The 22,043-nt window shown below is 60.4% G+C and carries 21 protein-coding genes; 7 read left to right on the top strand and 14 right to left on the bottom strand.

Annotated elements, in window-relative coordinates; translation table 11 throughout:
* The first annotated feature begins 5 nt into the window (after positions 1-5).
* A complete protein-coding gene (gene argR / locus ACSMDR_RS12740; protein WP_005308670.1) occupies positions 6-476 on the top strand; it encodes a transcriptional regulator ArgR in 471 nt (156 codons plus the stop codon).
* Between the two features lie 84 nt (positions 477-560).
* Here argR and ACSMDR_RS12735 read toward each other — a convergent pair whose 3' ends face one another.
* From ACSMDR_RS12735 to glnK, 6 genes are all read right to left on the bottom strand, one after another.
* Entirely contained in the window at positions 561-1,466 is a 906-nt protein-coding gene (locus ACSMDR_RS12735) for a Dyp-type peroxidase (RefSeq protein WP_436468495.1), read from the bottom strand.
* Between the two features lie 98 nt (positions 1,467-1,564).
* Positions 1,565-2,593 (bottom strand): ABC transporter ATP-binding protein, encoded by a 1,029-nt coding sequence (locus ACSMDR_RS12730; RefSeq protein ID WP_005904823.1) that lies wholly within the window; start codon positions 2,591-2,593, stop codon positions 1,565-1,567.
* A gap of 67 nt (positions 2,594-2,660) precedes the next feature.
* A complete protein-coding gene (locus ACSMDR_RS12725; RefSeq protein WP_436468494.1) occupies positions 2,661-4,286 on the bottom strand; it encodes an ABC transporter permease in 1,626 nt (541 codons plus the stop codon).
* A 39-nt stretch (positions 4,287-4,325) separates the two neighbouring features.
* Positions 4,326-5,333, bottom strand: coding sequence for a Fe(3+) ABC transporter substrate-binding protein (locus ACSMDR_RS12720; RefSeq protein ID WP_040319239.1), 1,008 nt, complete (start codon positions 5,331-5,333; stop codon positions 4,326-4,328).
* 178 nt (positions 5,334-5,511) lie between these two features.
* Positions 5,512-6,753 (bottom strand): ammonium transporter, encoded by a 1,242-nt coding sequence (locus tag ACSMDR_RS12715; protein ID WP_005904815.1) that lies wholly within the window; start codon positions 6,751-6,753, stop codon positions 5,512-5,514.
* 34 nt (positions 6,754-6,787) lie between these two features.
* A complete protein-coding gene (glnK, locus tag ACSMDR_RS12710) occupies positions 6,788-7,126 on the bottom strand; it encodes a P-II family nitrogen regulator (RefSeq protein WP_005904813.1) in 339 nt (112 codons plus the stop codon).
* A gap of 202 nt (positions 7,127-7,328) precedes the next feature.
* On the opposite strand from glnK, the gene arfB reads away from it, so the two are divergent.
* Positions 7,329-7,745: an alternative ribosome rescue aminoacyl-tRNA hydrolase ArfB gene (gene arfB, locus ACSMDR_RS12705; protein ID WP_005904810.1), complete on the top strand. Its 417-nt coding sequence runs from the start codon at positions 7,329-7,331 to the stop codon at positions 7,743-7,745.
* A 299-nt stretch (positions 7,746-8,044) separates the two neighbouring features.
* Here the strand turns inward: arfB and ACSMDR_RS12700 are convergent, their stop codons facing one another.
* From ACSMDR_RS12700 to ACSMDR_RS12670, 7 genes are all read right to left on the bottom strand, one after another.
* Positions 8,045-9,241: a NupC/NupG family nucleoside CNT transporter gene (locus ACSMDR_RS12700; RefSeq protein ID WP_436468493.1), complete on the bottom strand. Its 1,197-nt coding sequence runs from the start codon at positions 9,239-9,241 to the stop codon at positions 8,045-8,047.
* A 180-nt stretch (positions 9,242-9,421) separates the two neighbouring features.
* Positions 9,422-10,357, bottom strand: a complete 936-nt coding sequence (locus ACSMDR_RS12695) for a LysR family transcriptional regulator (RefSeq protein WP_436468492.1) — start codon at positions 10,355-10,357, stop codon at positions 9,422-9,424.
* Positions 10,358-10,427: 70 nt separating this feature from the next.
* Entirely contained in the window at positions 10,428-10,967 is a 540-nt protein-coding gene (locus ACSMDR_RS12690; protein ID WP_005911852.1) for a glutathione peroxidase, read from the bottom strand.
* Positions 10,968-11,073: 106 nt separating this feature from the next.
* Positions 11,074-11,637 carry an NnrU family protein gene (locus tag ACSMDR_RS12685; protein WP_436468491.1) on the bottom strand — a complete coding sequence of 188 codons (564 nt, stop codon included), beginning with the start codon at positions 11,635-11,637 and terminating at the stop codon, positions 11,074-11,076.
* Between the two features lie 165 nt (positions 11,638-11,802).
* Complete coding sequence (locus ACSMDR_RS12680; RefSeq protein WP_005905691.1) at positions 11,803-12,936, bottom strand: glycerate kinase; 1,134 nt, start codon at positions 12,934-12,936, stop codon at positions 11,803-11,805.
* Between the two features lie 9 nt (positions 12,937-12,945).
* Complete coding sequence (locus ACSMDR_RS12675) at positions 12,946-14,208, bottom strand: GntP family permease (protein WP_436468490.1); 1,263 nt, start codon at positions 14,206-14,208, stop codon at positions 12,946-12,948.
* 128 nt (positions 14,209-14,336) lie between these two features.
* Positions 14,337-15,452 carry a sugar diacid recognition domain-containing protein gene (locus ACSMDR_RS12670; RefSeq protein ID WP_005905688.1) on the bottom strand — a complete coding sequence of 372 codons (1,116 nt, stop codon included), beginning with the start codon at positions 15,450-15,452 and terminating at the stop codon, positions 14,337-14,339.
* 185 nt (positions 15,453-15,637) lie between these two features.
* Between ACSMDR_RS12670 and ACSMDR_RS12665 the strand changes: the two genes are divergently transcribed.
* The 5 genes from ACSMDR_RS12665 (at position 15,638) to ACSMDR_RS12645 (ending at position 19,951) form a co-directional block, all read left to right on the top strand.
* Positions 15,638-16,012 (top strand): YacL family protein, encoded by a 375-nt coding sequence (locus tag ACSMDR_RS12665; protein ID WP_005905687.1) that lies wholly within the window; start codon positions 15,638-15,640, stop codon positions 16,010-16,012.
* Between the two features lie 49 nt (positions 16,013-16,061).
* Positions 16,062-16,361, top strand: coding sequence for a hypothetical protein (locus tag ACSMDR_RS12660; RefSeq protein ID WP_005905686.1), 300 nt, complete (start codon positions 16,062-16,064; stop codon positions 16,359-16,361).
* 174 nt (positions 16,362-16,535) lie between these two features.
* Complete coding sequence (locus ACSMDR_RS12655) at positions 16,536-17,183, top strand: DUF3047 domain-containing protein (protein WP_436468489.1); 648 nt, start codon at positions 16,536-16,538, stop codon at positions 17,181-17,183.
* A 109-nt stretch (positions 17,184-17,292) separates the two neighbouring features.
* Positions 17,293-18,159 (top strand): CPBP family intramembrane glutamic endopeptidase, encoded by an 867-nt coding sequence (locus tag ACSMDR_RS12650; RefSeq protein WP_436468488.1) that lies wholly within the window; start codon positions 17,293-17,295, stop codon positions 18,157-18,159.
* Between the two features lie 232 nt (positions 18,160-18,391).
* Positions 18,392-19,951 carry a methyl-accepting chemotaxis protein gene (locus tag ACSMDR_RS12645; RefSeq protein ID WP_436468487.1) on the top strand — a complete coding sequence of 520 codons (1,560 nt, stop codon included), beginning with the start codon at positions 18,392-18,394 and terminating at the stop codon, positions 19,949-19,951.
* A gap of 402 nt (positions 19,952-20,353) precedes the next feature.
* Here the strand turns inward: ACSMDR_RS12645 and ACSMDR_RS12640 are convergent, their stop codons facing one another.
* Positions 20,354-21,847: an alkaline phosphatase D family protein gene (locus ACSMDR_RS12640; RefSeq protein ID WP_005905682.1), complete on the bottom strand. Its 1,494-nt coding sequence runs from the start codon at positions 21,845-21,847 to the stop codon at positions 20,354-20,356.
* Positions 21,848-22,043 lie beyond the last annotated feature (196 nt).

The following is a 22,043-nucleotide window of genomic DNA, read 5'->3' as shown; positions in this document are numbered from 1 at the left end:
CCAAGATGAAGCATAACGACAAGCAAGAAAAACTGGCCAAGGCCTTTAAAGCCTTGCTGAAAGAAGAAAGATTTGGCTCCCAGGCAGAGATAGTCACGGCCCTGCAAGAGATGGGTTTTGAAAACATCAACCAGTCCAAGGTATCGCGCATGCTGAGCCGCTTCGGCGCCGTTCGCACCCGCAATGCCAAAATGGAGATGGTCTATTGCCTGCCGGTTGAACTTGGCGTGCCCACCACCTCCAGCCCGCTCAAGAACCTGGTGCTGGATGTCGACCACAACGGCGCTCTGGTGGTGATCCACACCAGCCCGGGCGCCGCCCAGCTGATCGCCCGCCTGCTCGACTCCCTCGGCAAGGCCGAAGGGATCCTCGGCACCATCGCCGGGGATGACACCATCTTCATCACGCCGACCAGCGATACCGACATCGAGGAGCTTTACCTCTCCGCCCTCGAACTGTTCGAGCAGACCCCTTAATCGGTCTGGCGCAGCTACGGCTGGGCTCCTTGAACGAAAAATCCCGGCCAAGGCCGGGATTTTTATTGCTGCCCTGCGGACATCTTACTGTCCCTGACTCTGCAAAAACTCGTCTGAGGGAGCGAAGAAGGCCGCCCCGGTGACAGCGCGGGTGAAACGCAGCAGATGATCGAAGTGATTCCCCTCCCCCCTGTACATGCTGGCCAGCATGGCATTGAAGTGGGCCTGGGTGCGGCAGCAGGAGATGAAGTAGAGCCCTTGCTCGGTCATGGTGCCCCAGGGCATGCTCTGGCGCAGTATCTCCATGGACTCACCCTTGGGAGTCTTGAGATTGACTCGTTTGATGTGAGCGGTCAGCGGCTTGTCGGCGGACTCGTACTCTATGTTGTCCTGCTTGGTGCGGCCAATGATGTCCTCTTGCTCCTTCAGGGCCAGTCGCTCCCAATCACTCATGGCATGCACCCAGCGCTGCACGTGGATGTAGGAGCCGCCCGCGAACTCGCCACCGGCCAGCAGGGCCACTTCCTCCCTGTGTTGATCCTGAGGATTCTCGGTCCCATCGACGAACCCCGTCAGGTCACGGCAATCCAGATTGCGGAAACCACGCACCTCCTCGGCCAGCTCAACCAGACCACCCAGCAGGGCCATCAGTCGGTGACCGGCATGGTGCAGCACGTCGACCCGGTCGGCCCGCAGCTGCACGAACAGATCGAAGGGGGTATGGGGTGCCTGCTGACCGTTGGCCTCCTGGGCCATGAAGGCACGGAACTGGGGCGGGCGCGCCACGCAATAGAGACCATCCCAGGCTTCGGAGCCTACCGCCAGCAGACCGGAGAAGCCGGCGTCCGGAAAATCGGCACTGACCGATTGCCACAGGGTAGGCACCTTGGCTAGGCGGCGGATCAGCTCGGCACTGTCACCGACCCGGTTGAACATCAAATAGAGGGCATGCAGATTAGGCTCTGCGCAGATCCCGGTTTGGGCATTCATTCATCTCTCCCATGTGTGAGCATTGGTCGATCATAAAGTCGCCTGATTATAAAGCAATGGCCGATGGGATCCTTGATGTGACCCGGTACCTGCGCGCATCAGAGATCGAACAGCACCAACGCATGGGGTTCCACCTGCACCCTGGCACGCGCATGGGTCAGGGGCTCATTGATACTGGCCTCCAGCGTCAACTCGCCACAGGCCAGCTGCACCCGGCAGTGATGGCCGAGGAACTGTTGCTCCATCAGGGTGAGCGGCCCCTGATCATCGCCTATCAGCTGCAGCTGCTGGGGTCTGAGCATGAGTTGGCACTGGACTCCCCGAGCCAGACCATGGGGCTCATTGCCACGAATGAGGCCAATGGCGGTCTGCACGCTATCGGTATCCACCACCTCGGCGGCCAGGTAGTTGACCCCTCCAAGGAATTCGGCCACGAAACGATTTTGCGGATGGCGATAGAGCTGCCCCGGCTCCCCCACCTGTTCGATATGACCGGCACGAAACAGCGCCAGTCGATCCGCGAAGGCGAACGCCTCCTCCTTGCTGTGGCTGACGAAGACGGCCCCTATCCCCTGCCCTTTAAGCAGAGCACGGATCTCCAGGATCAACTTCATCCGTACCTGGGTATCAATATTGGAGAAGGGCTCGTCGAGCAGCATCAGACGCGGCTTGCACACCAGGGCACGGGCAATGGCAACCCGCTGCTGCTGACCGCCGGAGAGCTGATGGGGGTAACGCTCACCCAGCCCCTGCAAATTAACCAGCTGGAGCGACTCCTCCACGGTCTGGCGACGCTCGCTGCGCGTCTGCCTCCCCAAGCCAAAGCCGATGTTCTCGGCCACAGTCAAATGGGGGAAGAGCGCATAATCCTGGAAGATCATGCCGATGTTGCGCGCCTCGGGAGGAACGCTCACCCCGGGGCCATCGAGCAGATGCTCACCGAGCCGGATCTCGCCCTGCGCCAAGGGCAGCAGGCCGGCGATGGCCTTGAGCAGTGTGGTCTTGCCGCAGCCACTTGCCCCCAGCAGGCAGATTATCTCGTTGTCAGCCACCGACAGGGACAGCTGATCCAACACGTTGTGACCGTTATAACGGCAGCTCACCTTCTCGATTTGCAAGCAAGACACGGCTTAGATCCTCTCATTCTGTGGTACCGGCCTTGGCCGGAACATAACTATCCAGTCCTGACGGGGCTCAGTGGCCCTGGCTATCCAGGCTGCGGTTGACCCAGATGAGCGGCAGCAAACCCACCAGTACGATGACGATGGCGCCAAGGGCGCCGCGCTCCAGCATCTCGTCCGAAACGAACTGATAGACATGGGTCGCCAGGGTCTCGAAGTTGAACGGCCGCAGCAGCAGCGCGGCGGGCAGCTCCTTCATAGATTCGATAAAGACCAGCATGGCACCGGCAAACAGGCCCCGGCGCACCAGAGGCAGATGTACCCGCCTGAGCATGCCGCCCGCCCCCTGCCCCAAGGTGCGGGCCGCCATGTCGAGACTGGGGGAGATCTTGCCGAGACTGCTCTCCACCGAGCCAATGGCGATGGCGACGAAGCGCACCAGGTAGCCGAAGACAATGGCGGTGAGCGTGCCGGTCAGCAGCAGGCCAGGCCCTTCTAACCCAAACCACTGCGCCACATCGTTGATGCCAAAATCCAGCGCAGTGAGCGGTACCAGTACACCGATGGCGAGTACAGTCCCCGGCATGGCGTAACCCAGGGCGGCGAGACGCAGCGGGATCAGACTCTTGATCCCGCCATCAAGGCGGCGGAAGAACCCGAGCAGCAGCGCCACGCCCATGGCCAGCAGCGCAGTCAGAGTCGAGATCAGCAGGCTGTTACCGGCAAAGCGCACAAACTCCGGTGTCCATGACAGTGCAAAATAGCGCACCCCGTAGTCGAGCAGTATGGCGAATGGCAGGGCAAAACCGACCAACACCAGACCCCAGCACCAGAACCCGGCCAGCCAGCGCAGCCCCCCTTTGAGCGGGTAACGTAGTGGCGGCTCATGGCCCATGGATTTCTGGAATACCTGCTGACGAGTGCGGGAGCGGCGCTCAAACGCGATCAGCAAGACGACCGCCAGCAGCATCAGGCAGGAGAGCTTGGCCGCCGTCGCCAGGCTGCCGTAGCCGAGCCAGGTATCATAGACAGCGGTCGTGAGGGTGTTGATGGCAAAGAAATGCACAGTCGCAAAATCAGCCAGGGTCTCCATGGCCACCAGGGAAACGGCCACCATGATGGCGGGTCTGGCCAGAGGCAGACTGATGCGTCGAAAGCTCTGCCAGGGCGAACTGCCAAGCAGCCGACTGGAGTGGATCAGGCTGACCGACTGCTCAAGGAACGAGGCCCGCGCCAACAGATAGACATAGGGGAATAGCACCAGGGCCAGCACCCAGGCAGCCCCCCCGAGGGAGCGGATCGCCGGGAACCAGTAATCGGCGGGGCTCTGCCAGCCAAACAGGGCGCGCAGCCCGGCCTGCACCGAACCGGAGTAATCAAACAAGTCCGTATAGACGTAGGCCACTATGTAGGAAGGCATGGCCATGGGCAGCATCAGGGCCCACTGCAAGGCCCGGCGACCCGGCACCTGGCACATGGCGACCAGCCAGGCGGTCGGCACCCCGAACAGCAGGCTGAGCAAGACGACGCCCAGCACCAACAGCAGGGTATTGGCAAGGTAGGTGGAGAGAACGGTATCGGCCAGATGGGCGAACAGATCCCCATCCGCCGAGAGCGCAGAAAACAGCAGTGCCAGAACGGGCAAAACCAGCAGCAGGGCACAGGCCCAGCCGCTGGCTATCCAACTAAGTTTTTTCATGAGTCCACAAAAATGGATGGGGCCCCTGGCCCCATCTGATTACAGATCGAACTTGACTTCGTCGAGCAGTTGCAGCGCATCCTTACGATGCTTGGCATAGTCGCTGACCGGCAGGGCATCGACCTTGAAGCTGCCCCAGGATTTGACCATGGCGGACGGCTCAACACCGGGCTTGACCGGATACTCGGCGTTCACTTCGGCATACATGTGCTGCGCCTGATCACCGGCGAGGAACTCCATCAACTTCTGCGCTTGCGCCTTGTTCTTGGCGTACTTGGTCATGGCCACACCGCTCACGTTGACGTGGGCGCCACGATTGGTCTGGTTCGGGAAGTTGATCTCGACGGCCTCAGCCCAGGCCTTCTGCTCCGGGTCCTTGAGCATGGCGCCCAGATAGTAGCTGTTGCCCAGGGAGACATCACAGATGCCATCCTTGATCGCCTTGACCTGATCCCGATCGTTGCCCTGAGGCGTGCGCGCCAGGTTGGCCTTGACCCCTTCCAGCCAGCTCTTGGTATCCGCCATGCCGTGATGAACGATCATGGAGGAAACCAGGGCCACATTGTACTCATGCTTGCCGCTACGGGTACAAATTTTCCCTTTGAATTCAGGCTTGACCAGATCTTCGTAGCTGATGGTGTCGAGCTTGCCCAGACGTTCCTTGCTGGAGTAGATGGCGCGAACCCGGGTGGTCAGGGCAAACCAGCGGTTATCCGGGTCACGATAGGCGGCCGGGATATTCTCCTGCAGCAACTTGCTATCTACCGGTTGCACCAGATCCTTGTCGACTAGGTCGGTCAGGCGGCTGATATCCACGGTCAGCATCAGATCCGCCGGGGAGAGCTTGCCTTCACGCTCCAGTCGCTCGTTGAGCCCCTCTTTGGCAAAGACCACATTGACCTTGATCCCTGACTCTTTTTCGAACTGCTGAATGATGGGCTTGATCAGTTCATCCTGACGGTTCGAATAGACATTCACTTCCTGTGCTGCCATGGCGGCAGGAGCAGAAATGGCCGTCAATGCCAGCGCCAATAGTGTCTTCTTGATCATGGAGTCAATTCCTTGGGACAAATGCAAATAGTGAGAATTATTGTTGTTTGCATTCTGCCCCAGGGTATTGCCATATCGCAAGCCGATTACCGCATCCGGATCACAAATTCATTCAACGATAAATAAAAGGGCCGGATGGAATCCCATCCGGCCCTTTTGCTGAGCTAACCGTCAGTTAATGGCTGCTTTTGACCGTCACAAACTCCGGATAAGCATCCACACCACATTCGTGCAGATCGACGCCCATCATCTCTTCCTCTTCGCCAACCCGGATCCCCAGGGTCGCCTTGAGCAGGAGCCACACCACCAGGGAGGCGAGGAACACCCAACCGAAGATGACGGCGGCACCGAGCAACTGAGCACCAAAGCTAGTCGCCTCGTTGCTGAACGGCACGACCATCAGGCCGAAGAAACCACAGACACCATGCACCGACAGGGCTCCGACCGGGTCATCTATCTTCAACTTGTCGAAGCTGACGATGGCATAGACCACCAAGGCACCGGCCAGGATACCTATCAGGCTGGCAAAAAGCGGGCTCGGCGAGGCAGGGTCGGCCGTGATGGCGACCAGACCGGCCAGGGCGCCGTTCAACACCATGGTCAAATCAGCCTTGCCCCAGGTCAGCTTGGTCACCAGCAGGGCGCCCAGGGCACCGGTTGCGGCGGCGGCGTTGGTATTGACGAACACCTTGCCGATGGCGCTGGCGTTGGCCGCATCGGACAACATCAATTGCGAACCGCCGTTAAAGCCAAACCAGCCCATCCAGAGGATCAGGGTTCCCAGGGTCGCCAACGGCAGATTGGAGCCGGGGATGGGATAGATCTCGCCGTTCTTGCCATATTTGCCACGACGCGCCCCCAGTACCAGCACGGCGGCCAGCGCGGCGGCGGCGCCGGCAAGGTGCACTATGCCGGAACCGGCAAAGTCGGAGAAGCCCGCCTCTTTCAAGAAGCCGCCACCCCAGGTCCAGTAGCCCTCAACCGGGTAGATGACCCCGGTCATCACCACGCAGAACAGCAAGAAAGACCAGAGTTTCATCCGCTCGGCCACGGCGCCGGAGACGATGGAGGTCGCAGTTGCCACGAACACCACCTGGAAGAAGAAATCAGACTCCAGAGAGTGACTCGCCCCCTCGGCCTGAGTACCGAGCAGGGTGCCAACACTTGGCAACCAGCCACCGGCCCCGTTATCGACGTACATGATGTTGTAACCTATCAGTAGGTACATCACGCAGGCGATGGTATAGAGCAGAACGTTCTTGGTCAGTATCTCCGTGGTGTTCTTGGCGCGCACCAGGCCGGCTTCCAGCATGGCGAAACCGGCGGTCATCCACATGACCAAGACGCCGGACATCAACAGATAAAAGGTATCCAGCGCAAACCGCAGCTCACTGACACTCTTGGCTAACTCTTCCATGACAATCTCCTAACAGCTTCCCTATCCCAATGACTTACAGCGCTTCGTCGTCTGTTTCGCCGGTACGGATCCGCACCGCCTGTTGCAGCTCATAGACGAAAATTTTGCCGTCCCCAATCTTGCCGGTGTAGGCCGCCTTGCAGATCGCCTCGATCACGCTCTCCACGTTGTCGCTGATGGTGGCAATCTCCAGCTTGACCTTGGGCAGGAAGTCGACCTGATACTCGGCACCACGGTATAATTCGGTATGCCCCTTCTGCCGACCGAACCCCTTGACCTCGGAGACGGTCAATCCCTCGACGCCGAGATTGGCAATGGCTTCACGCACATCGTCCAACTTGAAGGGCTTGATAATCGCAGTAATCAATTTCATCTGGTTGCTCCCAATCCATGGTGTGTCGATATAGAGCAATCAATTCTTGTGCCAATATTTTTTATTGTTATATTTCAATAGGATATAATAATCAGTATCGAACCTATCTCATCAGACTCTCCAAGGGGGAGCAGAGCGCCCCACAATGAGGCACCATCCTTAAACAAGGTTAAAAAATGCACCAATTTGGTTCAGTGAATCCATGTTAGTCATCTCTGAGAACGTCACCCTGCCCTGGCACGAGCTGCAGTTTCAGGCGATGCGTGCTCAGGGTGCCGGGGGTCAGCACGTCAACAAAACAGACTCGGCGGTCTGGTTGCGCTTCGAGTACCGGGGCTCCCCCAGCCTGCCCGAGCTCTATAAAGAGGGACTGGACAGGCTCAGCGACAGCCGGGTTCACGACGGTTTCATTCTGATCAGGGTCGAGACCCATCGCAGCCAGGACATGAACCGCAAGGAGGCCATGAGCCGACTGGTGGAGTTGCTGACCAAAGCCGCCTGGCGGCCCAAGACCCGCCGGGCCACCAAGCCGACCAAGGGATCCCAGCGCAGACGAGTCGAAGCCAAGAAGCGCAAAGGTGACATCAAATCCGGACGAGGCAAGATCGCCCTGGATTGACCCTTGGCGGATCATATGAGCGGCGCTTTCTCCCCGCAGAAACACGGGGCACCACGGCGAAAATATGAACACAAGATGAAGGTCATTCTCAGAAGATCTTCAGCAGATCGGGGGCATGATGAACGTGTACCTGGATGGACATCCCCCATGCACGTGCACCCATGTGACACTTCCAATCTGTTTTCTCGCGCCTCTTCCCTGGGGCGCTTTTTTTTGTGGCTTCTTCCCGGCCAACATCCAGAGACAAAAAGGCCCGCCGAGGCGGGCCATGACCGGAAGGTGCTAGCTTCGGGGGTCAATCAGATAGCGAGGAACAGACCCGCCAAGGCGGCGCTCATCAGATTGGCGAGCACACCGGCCAGTATGGCGCGCATGCCATAGCGAGAGATGAACGCCTTGCGCTCCGGCACCATGGAGCCTAAGCCGCCGATCAGGATCGCCATGGAAGAGATGTTGGCGAAACCACACAGCGCGAAGGTGACGATGGCCTTGCTTGATTCGTTCAGGGTCTGATCTTGTACCAGGGCGATGAAAGCCACGAATTCGTTGATGACGACCTTGGTACCAATCAGAGCGCCGGCAGCCTGAGCCTGATCCCAAGGCACACCAATCAGCCAAGAGACAGGGGCAAACAACCAACCTAGGATGATCTGGAAGCTCAGTTCCCAGCCAAACAGACCGCCACCCCAGCCGAGCAGGCCGTTGAGCAGGGCGATGACACCGACGAAGGCCAGCAACGTGGCCCCCACGGCAACCGCGATATTCAGGCCTGCCATGGCGCCATCGGCCGCGGCTTCAATCACATTGGTCGCGCGAGGAATTTCCACATCCTGATGATGATCCTGCTCATCCTCGGCGGGCGGCACCAATATCTTGGCCATGGCCAGACCGGCGGGCGCCGACATGAAAGCTGCAGCGATCAGATACTTGAGCTCAACTCCCAGACTGGCATAACCCACCAGGGTGCCACCCGCCACGGAGGCCAGGCCGCAGCTCATCACCGCGAAAAACTGGGAGTCGGACATCTTGGCAAGGTAAGGTTTGACCACCAGAGGAGCCTCGACCATACCGACGAAGATATTGGCGGTGGCGGAGAGGCTTTCGGCCCGACCAGTGCCGAGCAGTTTTTGCAGGCCGCCGCCGAGCAGTGAGATGACCCTTGTCATCAAGCCGATGTGATAGAGGATGGCGATCAGCGCCGAAAAGAAGATGATGACCGGCAGCACGTTGAAGGCGAAAATGAAGCCGAGCTTGAACTTGGCCAGATCCCCAAACAGGAAGGCGATCCCCTCCTGACCGTAGCCGATGACGCTGCTCACGCTGTCACTGACGGCATTCAGCACCCGCTGGCCGGCGGGCAACCAGAGTACCAGCCCGGCAAAGACGATCTGCAGGGTGAGGGCTCCCCCCACTGTTCGCAGTGGGATACGACGGCGGTTATCAGAGCAGAGGGTGGCGAGCGCCAGTATGCAGAGCATGCCGAGCAGGGCTATCATGGGGACTCCATCAGGGGATTCTAGATGGGCGCGGATTCTGCGCGCCTCCCCTGACGACTGCAAGCTGGCAAGGTTATCAGTCTGTTACCAAACGCCTTGGTGCAAGTCGCATAGACCCAAGCTCTTGATTCCCCTCGCCTTATTTTACCCCCACAGCCTACTGTTCACATATGAAAACAATCATTCCTCCAGGCCGGACAATGTGTGTCCTAACCAGGGGGCCAGCCGTTGCTGCCAGTAAGGTGGTGTACCGAATCCCTGTTTGAGGAAGTCGATGAAGAGGCGGATCTTGGGATCCAGATGCTCGCGACGGGCATACACGGCATGGACCGCCATCTTCTGGCTCGGTCGCCACTCGGGCAGCAGCGGGATCAGGGCGCCGGATTGCAGCTCCTTGTCGAGCAGGTAGTTGGCGATATAGGCCACGCCGAGTCCGGCCAGGGCGGCATCGCGTACCGCCTCAGCCAGATCGACCCTGTAGTTGCCCGCCACCTGCACCGTCTGGCGCTCCTTCTCCTTGCGAAAGTGCCACTCGTGATAGCGTCGCTCCCGACTCTGATAGGTGATGCAGTTGTGGCCCAGCAGATCCCGCGGCGTGAGCGGTGTGCCATGGCCAAGCAGGTAATCGGGAGAGGCCGCCAGCACGAAGCCGATGTCGGCCAGCCGCTGGCCAATCAGCCCCTCCGGCTTGTCCTCATAGGTTGTGATCCAGAGATCCAGCCCCTCATCCACCAGATTGGTTCTGTGATCGAACAGGGATACCTCCAGCTCCAGCTCGGGATAGCGCTGCTGGAAGGCCTTGAGGCGAGGTATCACATGCAGCCTGCCAAACGACTGACCCACCCCAAGATGCAGCACGCCGCTCACCTTGCCGCGCCTGTCCGCCACCATGGATTCCGCCTCCTGGGCCTGGGCCACCAAGGCACGGCAGTGGCGGGCATACTCCTGTCCCAGCTCGGTCAACGCGAAGCGGCGGGTGGTGCGCTGCACCAGCTGAGCACCGAGATCGGCTTCAAGCTGGGCCAGCTGCTTGCTGATGTGGGACTTGGAGACGCCAAGGCGCCGGGCGGCGGCCGAGATGCCCTGCTCGCGGACCAGGGCATCGAAGATCAACATTTGTGGGAGTCGGTGCAGCACGGTATGACCTGAACAAGGGAGCGAAGCTCCATTATTCCAGAGCCGCCGCTCAGGGGGTAGCGGCGAGTGCCTGTTGTAGCTGGGCGAGCAGGGGATCCTCATCCGGGCGCTGGCGTGAGCCATAACTCGCCAGCAGTTGACCATCGCGCCCTATCAGATACTTGTGAAAATTCCAGGCTGGCGCCTCTTTGGCCGCCAGCGCCAGTCCCTTGAACAGGGGGATGGCCTGATCACCACGTACCGAGACCCGGTTGAACATAGGGAAAGTGACCCCGTAGTCCCGCTGGCAAACCGCAGCCGTTTCACCCTCCTCCCCCGCCTCTTGCTGGAAATCGTTGGAAGGGAAGCCGAGGATCAGCAGACCCTGGTCACGATAAGTTTCATAGAGTGCCTCCAACCCCTTGAACTGCTTGGTGTAACCGCAATAGGACGCAGTATTGACTACCAGTACCACCTTGCCTTCGGTGAGCTGGCACAGGTTGTGACGCTGAGTGCTGTTGAGCTCCCGCTGTTCGCCAGCTAGATAATCGGGGCAGCCAGCCAGGGCATAGTGACCCCAGAGCAGCAGGATGAGTGCGATTCCTTTCATTATCTTCTCCTTTTTCATCTGACCCCGGGCTAGCGGGCCAGTGGTTATGGTCAGCCTCTGAACTCTCTACGCAGCACAAGGAGTTTTGGCTCAGTCGGCCCATGACTCAGCGCAGCGCTATGCCTGTCAGCCAACCGTGCCCCCAGAAGATCAATACCGCAGTGGCGATGAGGCCCAGACCGAGGCTTGTCAGCGTCCCCTGCCAGTTTGCCTCGGGACGCGCCACCCTGCCCCAATCGCGGATCGATATCCAGACGATGCTGATCAGTGCCCAAAGCCCCAGACCGCCGAACAGGATCAGGGAACGGGCCTCGGCATTGACCAACAGGTGAGCGCCACTCCAGATCAAGACACCGAGCAGCTGGGGATGACGCAGCCAGCGGCGAAAATGGTTTGGGCCCAAGCCCGCGCAAAACAGAATAATCGCCAAAGGCATCATCCCCTGTACGGCTGTCGGCCCCCACTGAGGCGGGAAGTAGAGCGGCATCGGATAGAGGCTGCGCCAGCCGGCGATGATGCAGCCGATGGCGACCAGCAGCAGCAAGGAAAAAATCCCCTTGTAGCGACTCTCCCCCAGCCGCTCCCTGAGCCGGCCCCTGTGGGCCTGGGCAAAACAGGGATAGAGATGCACCAACGCGAACAGCAACACTCCCAGGATCAGCAATATCATGGCGACCTCCTTGAATTCCTGGCAACACTATGACGCAAACGGACCTGATGGCCTATCGAAACAGCCGTCAGCAGGGCGGGGATGGGGGCAGGAAAGGGCAGATAAAAAAATGCCGGCTGGGGGCCGGCATTGAAAAACGCCCTACCAGGAGATACGGCGACGGGATCAGCGCGTCATTTGATAGAGAGCAGCCACATTTCGGGAGGTCAGCGTCAAATTGGTGCTGGCGGTTTGGAGGGCCTCCGGCAGCGACATGGCACGGTTGACCACGGCGAAGACGGCATCTATGCCGTGTTCGTGGACCACGCCACAGTCATCGGTCAGGCAACCGGCGATACCGATCACCGGCTTGCCAAACTGTTTGGCGCAGCGCGCAACTCCCATGGGGGTCTTGCCATGAATGGTCTGGCTATCGATGCGGCCTTCACCGGTGATGACGAGATCCGCATCTTGCAGCACACAGGCCAGGTCCAGCGCCTCTATGACGATCTGGATACCCGGCTTGAGCTCGGCCCCGAGCAGGCCGACCAGGGCGGCACCCATGCCACCGGCGGCGCCCGCCCCCGGCAGTTCCTTCACCTGCTTGCCGAGGGCCTGCTCGATGCAGTCGGCGTAGTGAGCCAGATTGGCGTCCAGCTGCTGCACCATCTCGGGGGTCGCCCCCTTCTGCGGGCCGAACACGGCGGAGGCGCCTTTCGGGCCGCACAACGGGTTGTTCACATCGCAGGCCACCTCGATGACCAGCTCGCTCAGGCGGGGATCCAGCCCGCTCAGATCGATGGTGGCCAGCTCGGCCAGGCCGGCACCACCCAACTCGATGGCAGAGCCATCCGCTTTGAGCAGCTTGCCGCCCAGGGCCTGGATCATGCCCGCGCCGCCATCATTGGTGGCGCTGCCACCTATGCCAAGGATGAGGTGAGTCACCCCCAGATCCAGGGCGGCCAAAATCAGCTCGCCGGTACCGAAGCTGGAGGTCAGCAGGGGATTGCGTTGCTCGGGGGCCACCAGATGTAAGCCGGAGGCCGCGGCCATCTCGATGACGGCACGCTTGCCGTCCCCCAGCAGACCGAGGAATCCCTCGACCCTGTTACCCAGCGGGGCCGTGACCAGGGCGGTCACTATGCGCCCATCGGTAGCATCGACCAGAGAGCGCACCGTGCCTTCACCACCATCGGCCATCGGCAGCTTGACGTAAGTCGCATCGGGAAATACCTGCTTGAAACCCGCCTCTATGGCGTCGGCCACTTCCATGGCACTCAGGCTTTCCTTGAAGGAGTCAGGGGCAATTACAATTTTCATATCCATTCCTTAGGCAACGCCAAATACGCCGAACATCAGGGTAGAGACCACTGCAATGGTCAAACCGACTGCCGTTTCATAGGGAATAAGCTTCAAGCGCTCGCCGACGCCCATGTGGACACTGCCACCTGTGGCATGGAAGAAGGAGCCATGAGGCATGTGGTCGAACACTGTGGCACCGGCGTGGATCATGGCGGCACCCGCCAAGCCACTGATGCCCAGCTCGAGCAAGGTTGAGCTGAAGACATTGGAAGCCACCACAGTCCCGGCCGTGGTCGACGCAGTCGCCAGGGACATCAAGGCGCCCGAGATGGGGGCCAGCAGGTAGGAGGGCAGACCCGAGGCGGTCAGACCGCTGATCAACACATCTTTCAGACCCGAGTTGGCGATGATGCCCGCCAGAGTGCCGGTCCCCAGCAGCATGATGGCGACAGGAGCCATACGAGCCAACCCCGAGACGACAAACTGGTTCACCTTGCTGAATTTACCCATCATGAGGGCTCCCACCAGGCCACCCAGAGGCAGGGCGATGAGCGGATCCACCACTATGCCTGCCACTGGGCGCAAGGCCAGCAGCAGGATGGCAACCAGGGGGGCACTGATGGCGGCGGAAAAACCGGGCAACGAAGCCTTGTCGACGCTGACCACCTCCTCGGCGGTGACCCTGCTGCCTTTGCTGTTCAGACGCTTGGCCAGCCAGTAGGCCATGACCAGGCCGAAGATACCTGGAATGATGCCGGCCGCCATGACGGAGGTGAGGGGCAGATGGAAGGCATCCGCCGCCGCGATGGCATTGGGGTTGGGGGACATGACGTTACCCGCCTTGCCGCCACCTATCATGGCAAGCAGTATGGCTGGCTTGGAGAGATCGGCGCGCTGGGCGATGGCCAGCGCTATGGGCGCCACTGTGATAACGGCTACGTCCACAAAGACGCCAACCGCAGTCAGGATCAGAGTCGCCAGGGCCAGGGCCAGCAGGGCCCGAGTCTCCCCCAGTCTCTTGATGATGGTCTCGGCGATGGTGGTGGCCGCCCCCGATTCAATCAAGACACCAGCCAGCACACCGGCGGCCAGGATGCGCATCACCGCCGTGGTGATGCCCTGAGCACCACCAATCATCAGGGCGACGGTCTGGGTCAGATCGGCGCCACCGATCAGCCCCCCCGCCAGGGCACCGACTATCATGCCGTATGCGGGCGGGACCTTCCTCAGGATGAGAAAGATGGCGATGATCAGCGCCGCTAGGGCGCCGATGGCGGTAACTGGGGTCATGACGGGCACCTTTTTTAGTTGTGTGGGGTTCAGGTGCCGTCATTATCGGGAAATCAACCGGGAATGCTTTGTAATAAATGACAAATAAAGACATTTAAATACCGAGTTATCTGTTGATAATAACAAAGTCACTCACCGAGACTGAAGCCGAGATAGAGTAAGAACTTGTCATCTAACTTATTGATATTTAATCCTGTTATCTGCTCAACCCGGGTCAGCCGATAGCGCAGGGTATTGGGGTGGATGAACAGCAATTCCGCGGTACGATGCAGATCACAATCCTGCAAGAAATATTGACGCAGCGTCTTGTGCAGGACGCCCTTGTTGTCCTGTTTCGCCAGGGTGCGCAGGGGAGCCAGCAGCTGAGTCGCCTGCCAGGAGTCCGCCAGACTGCCGAGCAGCACCGGCAGGCGGTAATCCTCGAAGAAGTAGACCTGTTTTCGCGGAGCCTGGCGGCGACCCCGACGCAAAGTATCCCGGGCGGTCTGGTAAGAGCGTGCCAGACCATCGATGCCAGGGAAGTAATCCCCCACCCCGATGCGCAGCCGAAAATCCGGGATCCGTGCCAGCAACTGCTTGATACGAGTGCGCTCCTGGCTCGATTGCCAGACGCCATCGTTCAGTTGAGCCGGTTTTAGCACCACTATCTCGTCCAGCCCATTGATGGCCACCAGATTGTCCCGCTCCGGATATTCGAGCAGCTGCACCAGCTCCCGCAATCGGGCAGGATCCCCCTCCTCCAGGGCCAGCACGGCCACGACCCTGGGCTGCGCCAAGTCCAGCCCGAGAAAATGGGCCGCCTGTTGCAACTGATCCACCCGCCCTTCCCCCCGGATCAGCTGCAGCACCAGCTCCTCCTTGTGGCGCTTGTCCCACTGCAACTGCTCGGTGAGGGCGGCCTGTTCGAGGATCAGCTCCGCCGTCATCCGCACCAGCTCGGCATAAGCACGAACGATGTCCGGGTCGCCGGAGATGCCGATGACACCGACCAACACCCCTTGATAGGCGATGGGCAGGTTGATGCCGGGCCTCACCCCCTTGAGCTGCTGGGCGGTCGCCTCACTGATCTCCACCACCCTGTTGTCGGTCAGGGCCAGCACGGCCCCTTCATGACGCTGATGCAGACGATCCGGGTTGCCGGAAGCAATGATCAACCCCTGCTCGTCCATGACATTGACGGAAAAGGAGAGGATTTTCATGGCCCGGGTCACGATCTGGCGGGCAAGCTGCTCATTCAACTGCACGATAAGCTCCTGTGGATGACTTCCCCGGGGATGGCCTGAGTGCATCCATTGTCACATCATCAAGACAAGCGAGGGGGGGATCGCTAGAATAGGCCACTTTACTCGATGTGAGCCTCCAGGTGGTGCCCGAATTGGGGTGCCAATGCGGTTCCCATCCTAGCGCCAAGCTAACGAGAACCTCTTTTATGGACTATGAATTTCGACGCGATCCCTTCGGTGGCTATCGCGCCCGCTTCTCCATGGGCCATGAGGCCATAGGCCAGTGGCTTATCGACGAAGTGGGCAAGGATGAGGAGAAGCTCGATGAGCTCTTCGGTGTCATCGACCAGCTCTCCAATCGCACCCTGATGGAGTACAAGATGCTGGGCGGCGACTACTCGCTGCTGCTGACGATGGAAGAGGCAGAGGTCAAGGCCAATGTCCTCAACATAGCGCTGGATGAGGATCTCGACGACCTGGCCTACTACGATGATGAACAGCTAGCCATGTGCGGGCTGGAAGACTTTGCCCAGGTGCTCACCTCCTGGCGCGCCTTTATCCGTAACGAGGATATGGGCTGAAAAACCGACCAAGGGCGAGCGTGCCCTTCGCAACCCAACAGGATTGACTATGTCTATTTACGATTTTGATGACGAATTGCCGGAAGAAGAAGATCAAGAAGAGAGTGGCAAGAAGCCTGCCGCCCCCGCCAAGAAGAAGGGCAAACAGGTAATGAACACCCAAGTGAATCTGAGCCCCCGTGATGCCAGCCGCTTGAATGGCATGCATATCGAAGCCATCTCCACCCTGGACGATGTCAGTCTGCCGAAGAACGTCATCTTCAAGGCTGGCCTCATCGCGCTGGGCGAGCTGGCACCCACCAAGCGGGCCGACATCATTGCCCGTGTGATTGCAGAATCCGGCCGCTAAGCCGCATGCTGCTCTCGCGAATGAAAAAAACCGGCTCTGGCCGGTTTTTTTATGGGTGGCCTCTTTTTGCGGCCATGGGTATCCCCCTCTCCTGAGTCCGTAATCAAACGCCTTCAGCCCCGGTCTCTATAGTTGTCTATATCGCTGTTTGCCCCGCTCACCAGAGGTGTCGCCATGCCCCGCATTTTTCCCTGCTTTGCCCTGATATTGGGTGCCAGCTCGGCCACAACAGGTGCCGCCAGCCTGATCATCGAGAATGGCCTTCCTTCCCCTCTGATCGGTTGGTCCGAGAAATCCTTTCATGGGCACACCCGCTATAGCGAAGTCGAAGATGAAGGGAGCATGGTGCTAAGGGCCGAGGCCGATGGCAGTGCCTCCGGCAAGTTTCTGGAGCGCACCATTGATCTGAACAAGACCCCTATCATGAGCTGGCGCTGGAAGGTGGCGGCCCTCACCAGTGGGCAGACAGATGAACGCAGCAAGGCGGGGGATGACTACCCGGCCCGCCTCTATCTCGTGGTCAAACGCGGTCTGTTCGGCCTCTCCAGCAAAGCCATCAACTACGTATGGTCTGCTCATCAACCGGTCGGCAGCCACTGGCCCAATGCCTTCACCGAGCAAGCCATCATGCTGAGCGTGGAGAGCGGCCCAGCTCATGCGGGGCAATGGATCAGCTACCAACGTGATGTCCGCGCCGACCTCGCCCGCCTGCTGGGAGAGCCGATCGACCAGATAGACTCCATCGCCATCATGACAGACAGCGACAACGGTGGCGGCCGGGCCACGGCCTGGTACGGAGACATTCGCTTCTCGGCCAAATAGGCGAGTCAACCTTGCCAGCCGCTCCCCTGCCGGTTCACGAACTGACCATGACACTTGTCCCTGCGATGAAGGCAGGAGCCATTCTTGTCTTCTCCTCCCATCCCTTGCTATGCTCTGCGCCCTTTTATTGCGCTGGAACCCGGATTTGTCTCTCCCAACCGATATCCTGATCTGGGCCCTGCTGGCAGGCAGCACAGGTCTGGCCCTGGCCCGGCAGTGGCGGGCAGGCGCCCTGCTCCTTGTGCTTTGTCTGTTGGCCGCCCTGCTGATGGAACGCCTCACCCCCTTCGCCCTTAGCCTGGTCGCAGGGGGGCTAGCCCTGGCCTGTGGCCTCCATCGCCTGCCTGAACCTTATCGTCCCGCCGCCCGAGCCCTGGTGCTGATCTGGGCATTGTCACTCATGCTCCACCAGATCCCCGGCTTCGATAATCTAAAGGTACTGGACAAGGTGCTGACCGGCCCGGCAAGCCAGCCCTTCACCCTCTACCTGAATCTGGATAAACCCCTGGCCCTGTTCGGTTTGCTGCTCGCCTGGCGGGATCTGCTGGGATCCGGTGGCAAGATACGCTGGCGCCCGCTGCTCCTGCTTACCCTTCCCCTTGCAGGCTTGCTATTGGCGGCCTGGGGGTTGGGCGCTCTCAAACCCGAGGTGGGCCTGCCCAACTGGTGGTGGCTGTTTGCCCTCAATAACTTGCTGCTCACTTGCGCCTCGGAAGAGGCATTGTTTCGCGGCTGCCTGCAACAGCGGCTGAGCGAGCGCTTCACCCCCTTGACGGGCTTGCTGGTCGCCAGTGGACTCTTTGGTGTCGCTCATCTGGCCGGTGGCCCGTTACTGGTGGGGTTCGCCGCCCTGGCTGGGGTCTGCTACGGCTTGGCGTTTAACTTGAGTGGCCGCCTGAGCGTCGCCATCGCGATCCATTTCCTGTTCAACTTCGCCCATCTGGCCCTGTTTACCTACCCCCTGGCCAGCCGCTGATCCCGGGCGCCCCGCTCGGGGTGCCCCTGTTTGCTCCTTCCCCTGTCAATATGACGCGACCCGCGTTCATCTGCCCTGGACCGCATCCTGTTTGCGCTATTTTGCCAAGCCAGAGTGGTGATTAATTGACCCAAGCCAAGATAGTGTCATCTTTGCCCCATAGAATGAGCCGGTCACCATCATAAAAATAAAAACATAACTATCAGTTACTTGGCTCATTCAGGATGCTCACATGACAACAACCCAACGGGAGGGGGAAATACGCTTCCCCGACCACTTATCGCTGATCTCGACCACGGATCCCGCCAGCCACATCACCTATGCCAACCAGCACTTCTGCGAGGTGGCCGGTTACGACGCCGACGAGATGGAGGGGGCACCCCACAATCTGGTGCGTCACCCCGACATGCCCAAGGCCGCCTTTGCCGACATGTGGCAACGGCTGCGCCAGGGCAAGAGCTGGATGGGGCTGGTGAAAAACCGTGCCAAGAGTGGCAACTTCTACTGGGTCAACGCCTACGTCACCCCCATCCTCAACGAACAGCAGCAGATCATCGAGTACCAGTCGGTGCGTACCCGCCCGAGCGAGCACGACATTGCCTGGGCGGAGCAGCTCTACGCCCGCATCCGGGCGGGCAAGGCGCAGCCCTGGCTCAGTCGGCTTACCCTGGAACCGGGTCAGCTCACTCTGCTCCTCTGCGGCACGGCCCTGCTCACCCTGCTGACGGCCATGGTCAGCGCCAATCCTCTGTGGGGAGTCATAGGCGCAGCGGCACTGCTGGCCCAGATGATCCACGGCTGGCGCCTGCAACAGCGACTCAACCGGCTGGCCACCACGGCGGGCGAGGAGATGGGCACCCCGCTCTGCCAGGTGCTCTACACCAAACGCCGAGATACCCTGGCGGCCCTCGAGCTGGCCCTGCGCATGAAGCGTGCCGAGCTCAAGGCGGTGGTGGGGCGCAGCGCCGACACCAACCAGCAGATCCTGCAGGCCGCCGAGGATGACAGGGGCAATATCCAGACCATAGACACCCACCTGCAACAGCAGCGGGCCCAGAGCGAGCAGCTGGCCGCCGCCATCACGCAAATGAGCCAGTCGATCCGCGACGTGGCCAGCAGTGCCCATCAGGCCAATGCCCTGGTGGGCGAAGTACAGCAAGTGTCGGCCGAGGGATTGCAGGCGCTGGCGACCACGCAATCATCGGTCAATCAGCTTCATGAGGAGCTGAATGCCAACCATCAGGTACTGGCGCAGCTGACCGGCGACAGCCAGAAGATCAGCGGGATCCTGGCGGTGATCAGCCAGATCGCCGATCAGACCAACCTGCTCTCCCTCAATGCGGCCATAGAGGCGGCCCGGGCCGGTGAGCAGGGTCGCGGATTTGCGGTGGTGGCCGACGAGATCCGGGCCCTGGCCCAGAAGACCCGCAGCTCCACCGGCGAAATCAACGAGATGATCCAGGCGCTGCTGCAGACCACCCGCCGGCTGGCCGATGGCATGACCCAGGGGGCCCAGACCTCGGAGCGCTGCCAGCAGCATGTGAGTACCACCGCCGAGGTGCTCAATCAAATCAACCACATGCTGACCCAGGTCACCCACACCAGTGACGAGATAGCCCAGGCCGTCAGTCAGCAGGCGGATGTCACCAGCACCCTGGATCATGGCATCCACCAGATCCACCAGTTGGCCAGCCACACCGCCGACAACAGCAGGCAGGCCCTGGACGGCATCACCCTGCTGGTCGAACGGCTGCATGCCCTCTCCCGCCTGATAAACCAGTTCCGCCACTGATCGATACCCTGGGTGTGCCAGTCGGCTGGCGTGAGATACCCTAGAAGATGAGCCGCGGCTCACCAGCGAGATCAGAGGCGGCGAGAGTCGTTCGCCGAGCGTCTCGCCAATCTGGGTGAACTGGCGTCGCAGTGGATGATTGAGAGGAAGAGCCTGACCCGGTGCCAGGGGGCCCCGGCACCGCTGACCCGTGAGGGTGAACAACGGGCCCGAGCTGGCGCCGCGACTGTTTGCCCGCCAGGGGAGCATGGCTCCCGAGCCCCGCCGTACCGGAAGGCGGCACTTGACCAGTGCCGGCGCGATCTCTTCATCCTTACGCAGGAAAGCCCTGGGCATGAGAGGGCCCTGGGACGTTGCAGTGAAAAAGGGCCCGCTGCGGGCCCTTATTATTGCTCAAGCATGTCAGGCCAGCGGGTAGCTGGCCGCCAAGCCATTTTCACAATGCCAGTTGGCCCACAGTTTGCCATCGCTGCCCATCTGCAAGGTGGCGAAGTTGCGGGTGCGCAGATAGACGGGGGCACCGAACGGCTTGATGAGTTCGGTACGGATCAGCCGGCTCTCGTCGAGATACTCGGGGTCGTCATTGGTCATGGCGAGGATCCCCATCCACTGGAACTGGGTAGGGCAAGGGTGCACTATGCCGGAGGAGACCAGCTGATGCACATTCATCACCCCCTTGCCCACTCGCCTGTCCTGGATGACCCCGAGGCAACCCACGTGCACATCCCCGGAAAGGATCAGCGTCCTGGAAGCCCCCTTGTCGACCTTGCGCCGCTGCTGGGCATTGTCCAGCAGCCGCATGATCAGCCGGGCCCGCTCACCCTCGTGGGCCTTGGCGCGCCAGTGATCCTTAAGATCGTCGGTCAGCTCCTCCTCCCAGGGGGTCGCATCCAGCGCCGCTTCGGTGAAGGAGAAGTCCCGATAGACCACGGGCACCCCCGCCATGATCAGCAGGTGCCCCTGGCTGCAACCAGCCAGTGCCTGATTGACCTGATCCCACTGTCCCCGGCTCATCACCTGGGTCTGAGTGCGGGTCGCCCTGTTGTCCAGGGCCAGGATCTGGTAGCCCCGAAAATTCAACAGCCAGGAGTGATGGGTCAGCTTGGCAGGATCCAGCAAGGTGCCATTGACCCCCGAGCGCAGCTGGAACAGCCGGAAATACTTGGTCGCAGCGGCGTAAATGGCCTGATAGACCTCGCAGCCCTGCAAGTCGGCGGGATAACTGCCCCAGCCATCGAAGATGTCGTGATCGTCCCACATCATGGCGCTGGGCACCCGGGCCAGCATGGTCGCCACCTCGGGGCGGCCCCACTGCTTGCAATAAAGCTCGCAATAGAAGCGATCGAGCTGCTCCACCATGGTGCGGGTCGCCTTGCGTTTGACCTTCTCCACCCTGTCCAGCTCATTCCAGGCTTTCAGGGTCGGCACTGTGGTCCAGAGCGAGTCGGCATAAACTTGATCGCCTCCCATCAGCAGCAGGGAGAAGGGACTTGCGCCGTGCTCGGCGGCCAGCTTGTCCCACATGGCGTAAGGTTGGGGGGTTGAGGTGAGCAGTTTGAAGTCGGAGAAGCCATTGCAGGAGGCATAGCCAATCAGCACCTGATCTTTCAGGCCAGGCAGATGAAACTGCCATTGACTGGCACCGGCAAGATCCTGAACCGGCACGCCATCCAGCAGGATCTCGTAGTCGATGGTGCTGGTCTTGACCTTGGCGGGCGCAGACCAGATGGCTCGCCAGAAGCCGCCTTTCGGAGTATCAGCCTGCTTGCTGGCGGCCAGCAGCTTGCCATTTACCCTGACGCTGGCGCCCTTGCAGTCCGCCCCTGCCAGAAAACAGATGCTGTACTGCGTCTCCGATTCAAGCCCCAGCAAGGGGCCCATTACCAAGGTTGTCATCGCTTATCTCTCCATGAATTTACTCACGCAGCATAGCGAAACAGGCCTCTTTTCATACTGACCAGCTGGGCGCCCCACCTCAGGCGGCGAAGAGGGCGATCACGCCTTGTCCTTGAATTGCGTGACGCTGCGCTTGTTGGCGGTGCGCCGGTCATGACCACACTTGTCACTGGCCGGAGCAACCTGGTTGAAATTG

The sequence above is a fragment of the Aeromonas molluscorum genome (genome assembly GCF_051376105.1).
GTDB lineage: Bacteria > Pseudomonadota > Gammaproteobacteria > Enterobacterales > Aeromonadaceae > Aeromonas > Aeromonas molluscorum.
The sequence above is the reverse complement of the archived record's forward strand: the minus strand, read 5'-3'. Positions and strand labels throughout refer to the sequence as shown.

Excerpts from the sequence above, each read along its gene's own strand:
- argR (WP_005308670.1), top strand. The coding sequence starts at position 6 with ATGAAGCATAACGACAAGCAAGAAAAACTGGCCAAGGCCTTTAAAGCC.
- ACSMDR_RS12735 (WP_436468495.1), bottom strand. The coding sequence starts at position 1,466 with ATGAATGCCCAAACCGGGATCTGCGCAGAGCCTAATCTGCATGCCCTC.
- ACSMDR_RS12725 (WP_436468494.1), bottom strand. The coding sequence starts at position 4,286 with ATGAAAAAACTTAGTTGGATAGCCAGCGGCTGGGCCTGTGCCCTGCTG.
- ACSMDR_RS12715 (WP_005904815.1), bottom strand. The coding sequence starts at position 6,753 with ATGGAAGAGTTAGCCAAGAGTGTCAGTGAGCTGCGGTTTGCGCTGGAT.
- glnK (WP_005904813.1), bottom strand. The coding sequence starts at position 7,126 with ATGAAATTGATTACTGCGATTATCAAGCCCTTCAAGTTGGACGATGTG.
- arfB (WP_005904810.1), top strand. The coding sequence starts at position 7,329 with ATGTTAGTCATCTCTGAGAACGTCACCCTGCCCTGGCACGAGCTGCAG.
- ACSMDR_RS12700 (WP_436468493.1), bottom strand. The coding sequence starts at position 9,241 with ATGATAGCCCTGCTCGGCATGCTCTGCATACTGGCGCTCGCCACCCTC.
- ACSMDR_RS12695 (WP_436468492.1), bottom strand. The coding sequence starts at position 10,357 with ATGTTGATCTTCGATGCCCTGGTCCGCGAGCAGGGCATCTCGGCCGCC.
- ACSMDR_RS12690 (WP_005911852.1), bottom strand. The coding sequence starts at position 10,967 with ATGAAAGGAATCGCACTCATCCTGCTGCTCTGGGGTCACTATGCCCTG.
- ACSMDR_RS12685 (WP_436468491.1), bottom strand. The coding sequence starts at position 11,637 with ATGATATTGCTGATCCTGGGAGTGTTGCTGTTCGCGTTGGTGCATCTC.
- ACSMDR_RS12680 (WP_005905691.1), bottom strand. The coding sequence starts at position 12,936 with ATGAAAATTGTAATTGCCCCTGACTCCTTCAAGGAAAGCCTGAGTGCC.
- ACSMDR_RS12675 (WP_436468490.1), bottom strand. The coding sequence starts at position 14,208 with ATGACCCCAGTTACCGCCATCGGCGCCCTAGCGGCGCTGATCATCGCC.
- ACSMDR_RS12665 (WP_005905687.1), top strand. The coding sequence starts at position 15,638 with ATGGACTATGAATTTCGACGCGATCCCTTCGGTGGCTATCGCGCCCGC.
- ACSMDR_RS12660 (WP_005905686.1), top strand. The coding sequence starts at position 16,062 with ATGTCTATTTACGATTTTGATGACGAATTGCCGGAAGAAGAAGATCAA.
- ACSMDR_RS12655 (WP_436468489.1), top strand. The coding sequence starts at position 16,536 with ATGCCCCGCATTTTTCCCTGCTTTGCCCTGATATTGGGTGCCAGCTCG.
- ACSMDR_RS12650 (WP_436468488.1), top strand. The coding sequence starts at position 17,293 with ATGCTCTGCGCCCTTTTATTGCGCTGGAACCCGGATTTGTCTCTCCCA.
- ACSMDR_RS12645 (WP_436468487.1), top strand. The coding sequence starts at position 18,392 with ATGACAACAACCCAACGGGAGGGGGAAATACGCTTCCCCGACCACTTA.
- ACSMDR_RS12640 (WP_005905682.1), bottom strand. The coding sequence starts at position 21,847 with ATGACAACCTTGGTAATGGGCCCCTTGCTGGGGCTTGAATCGGAGACG.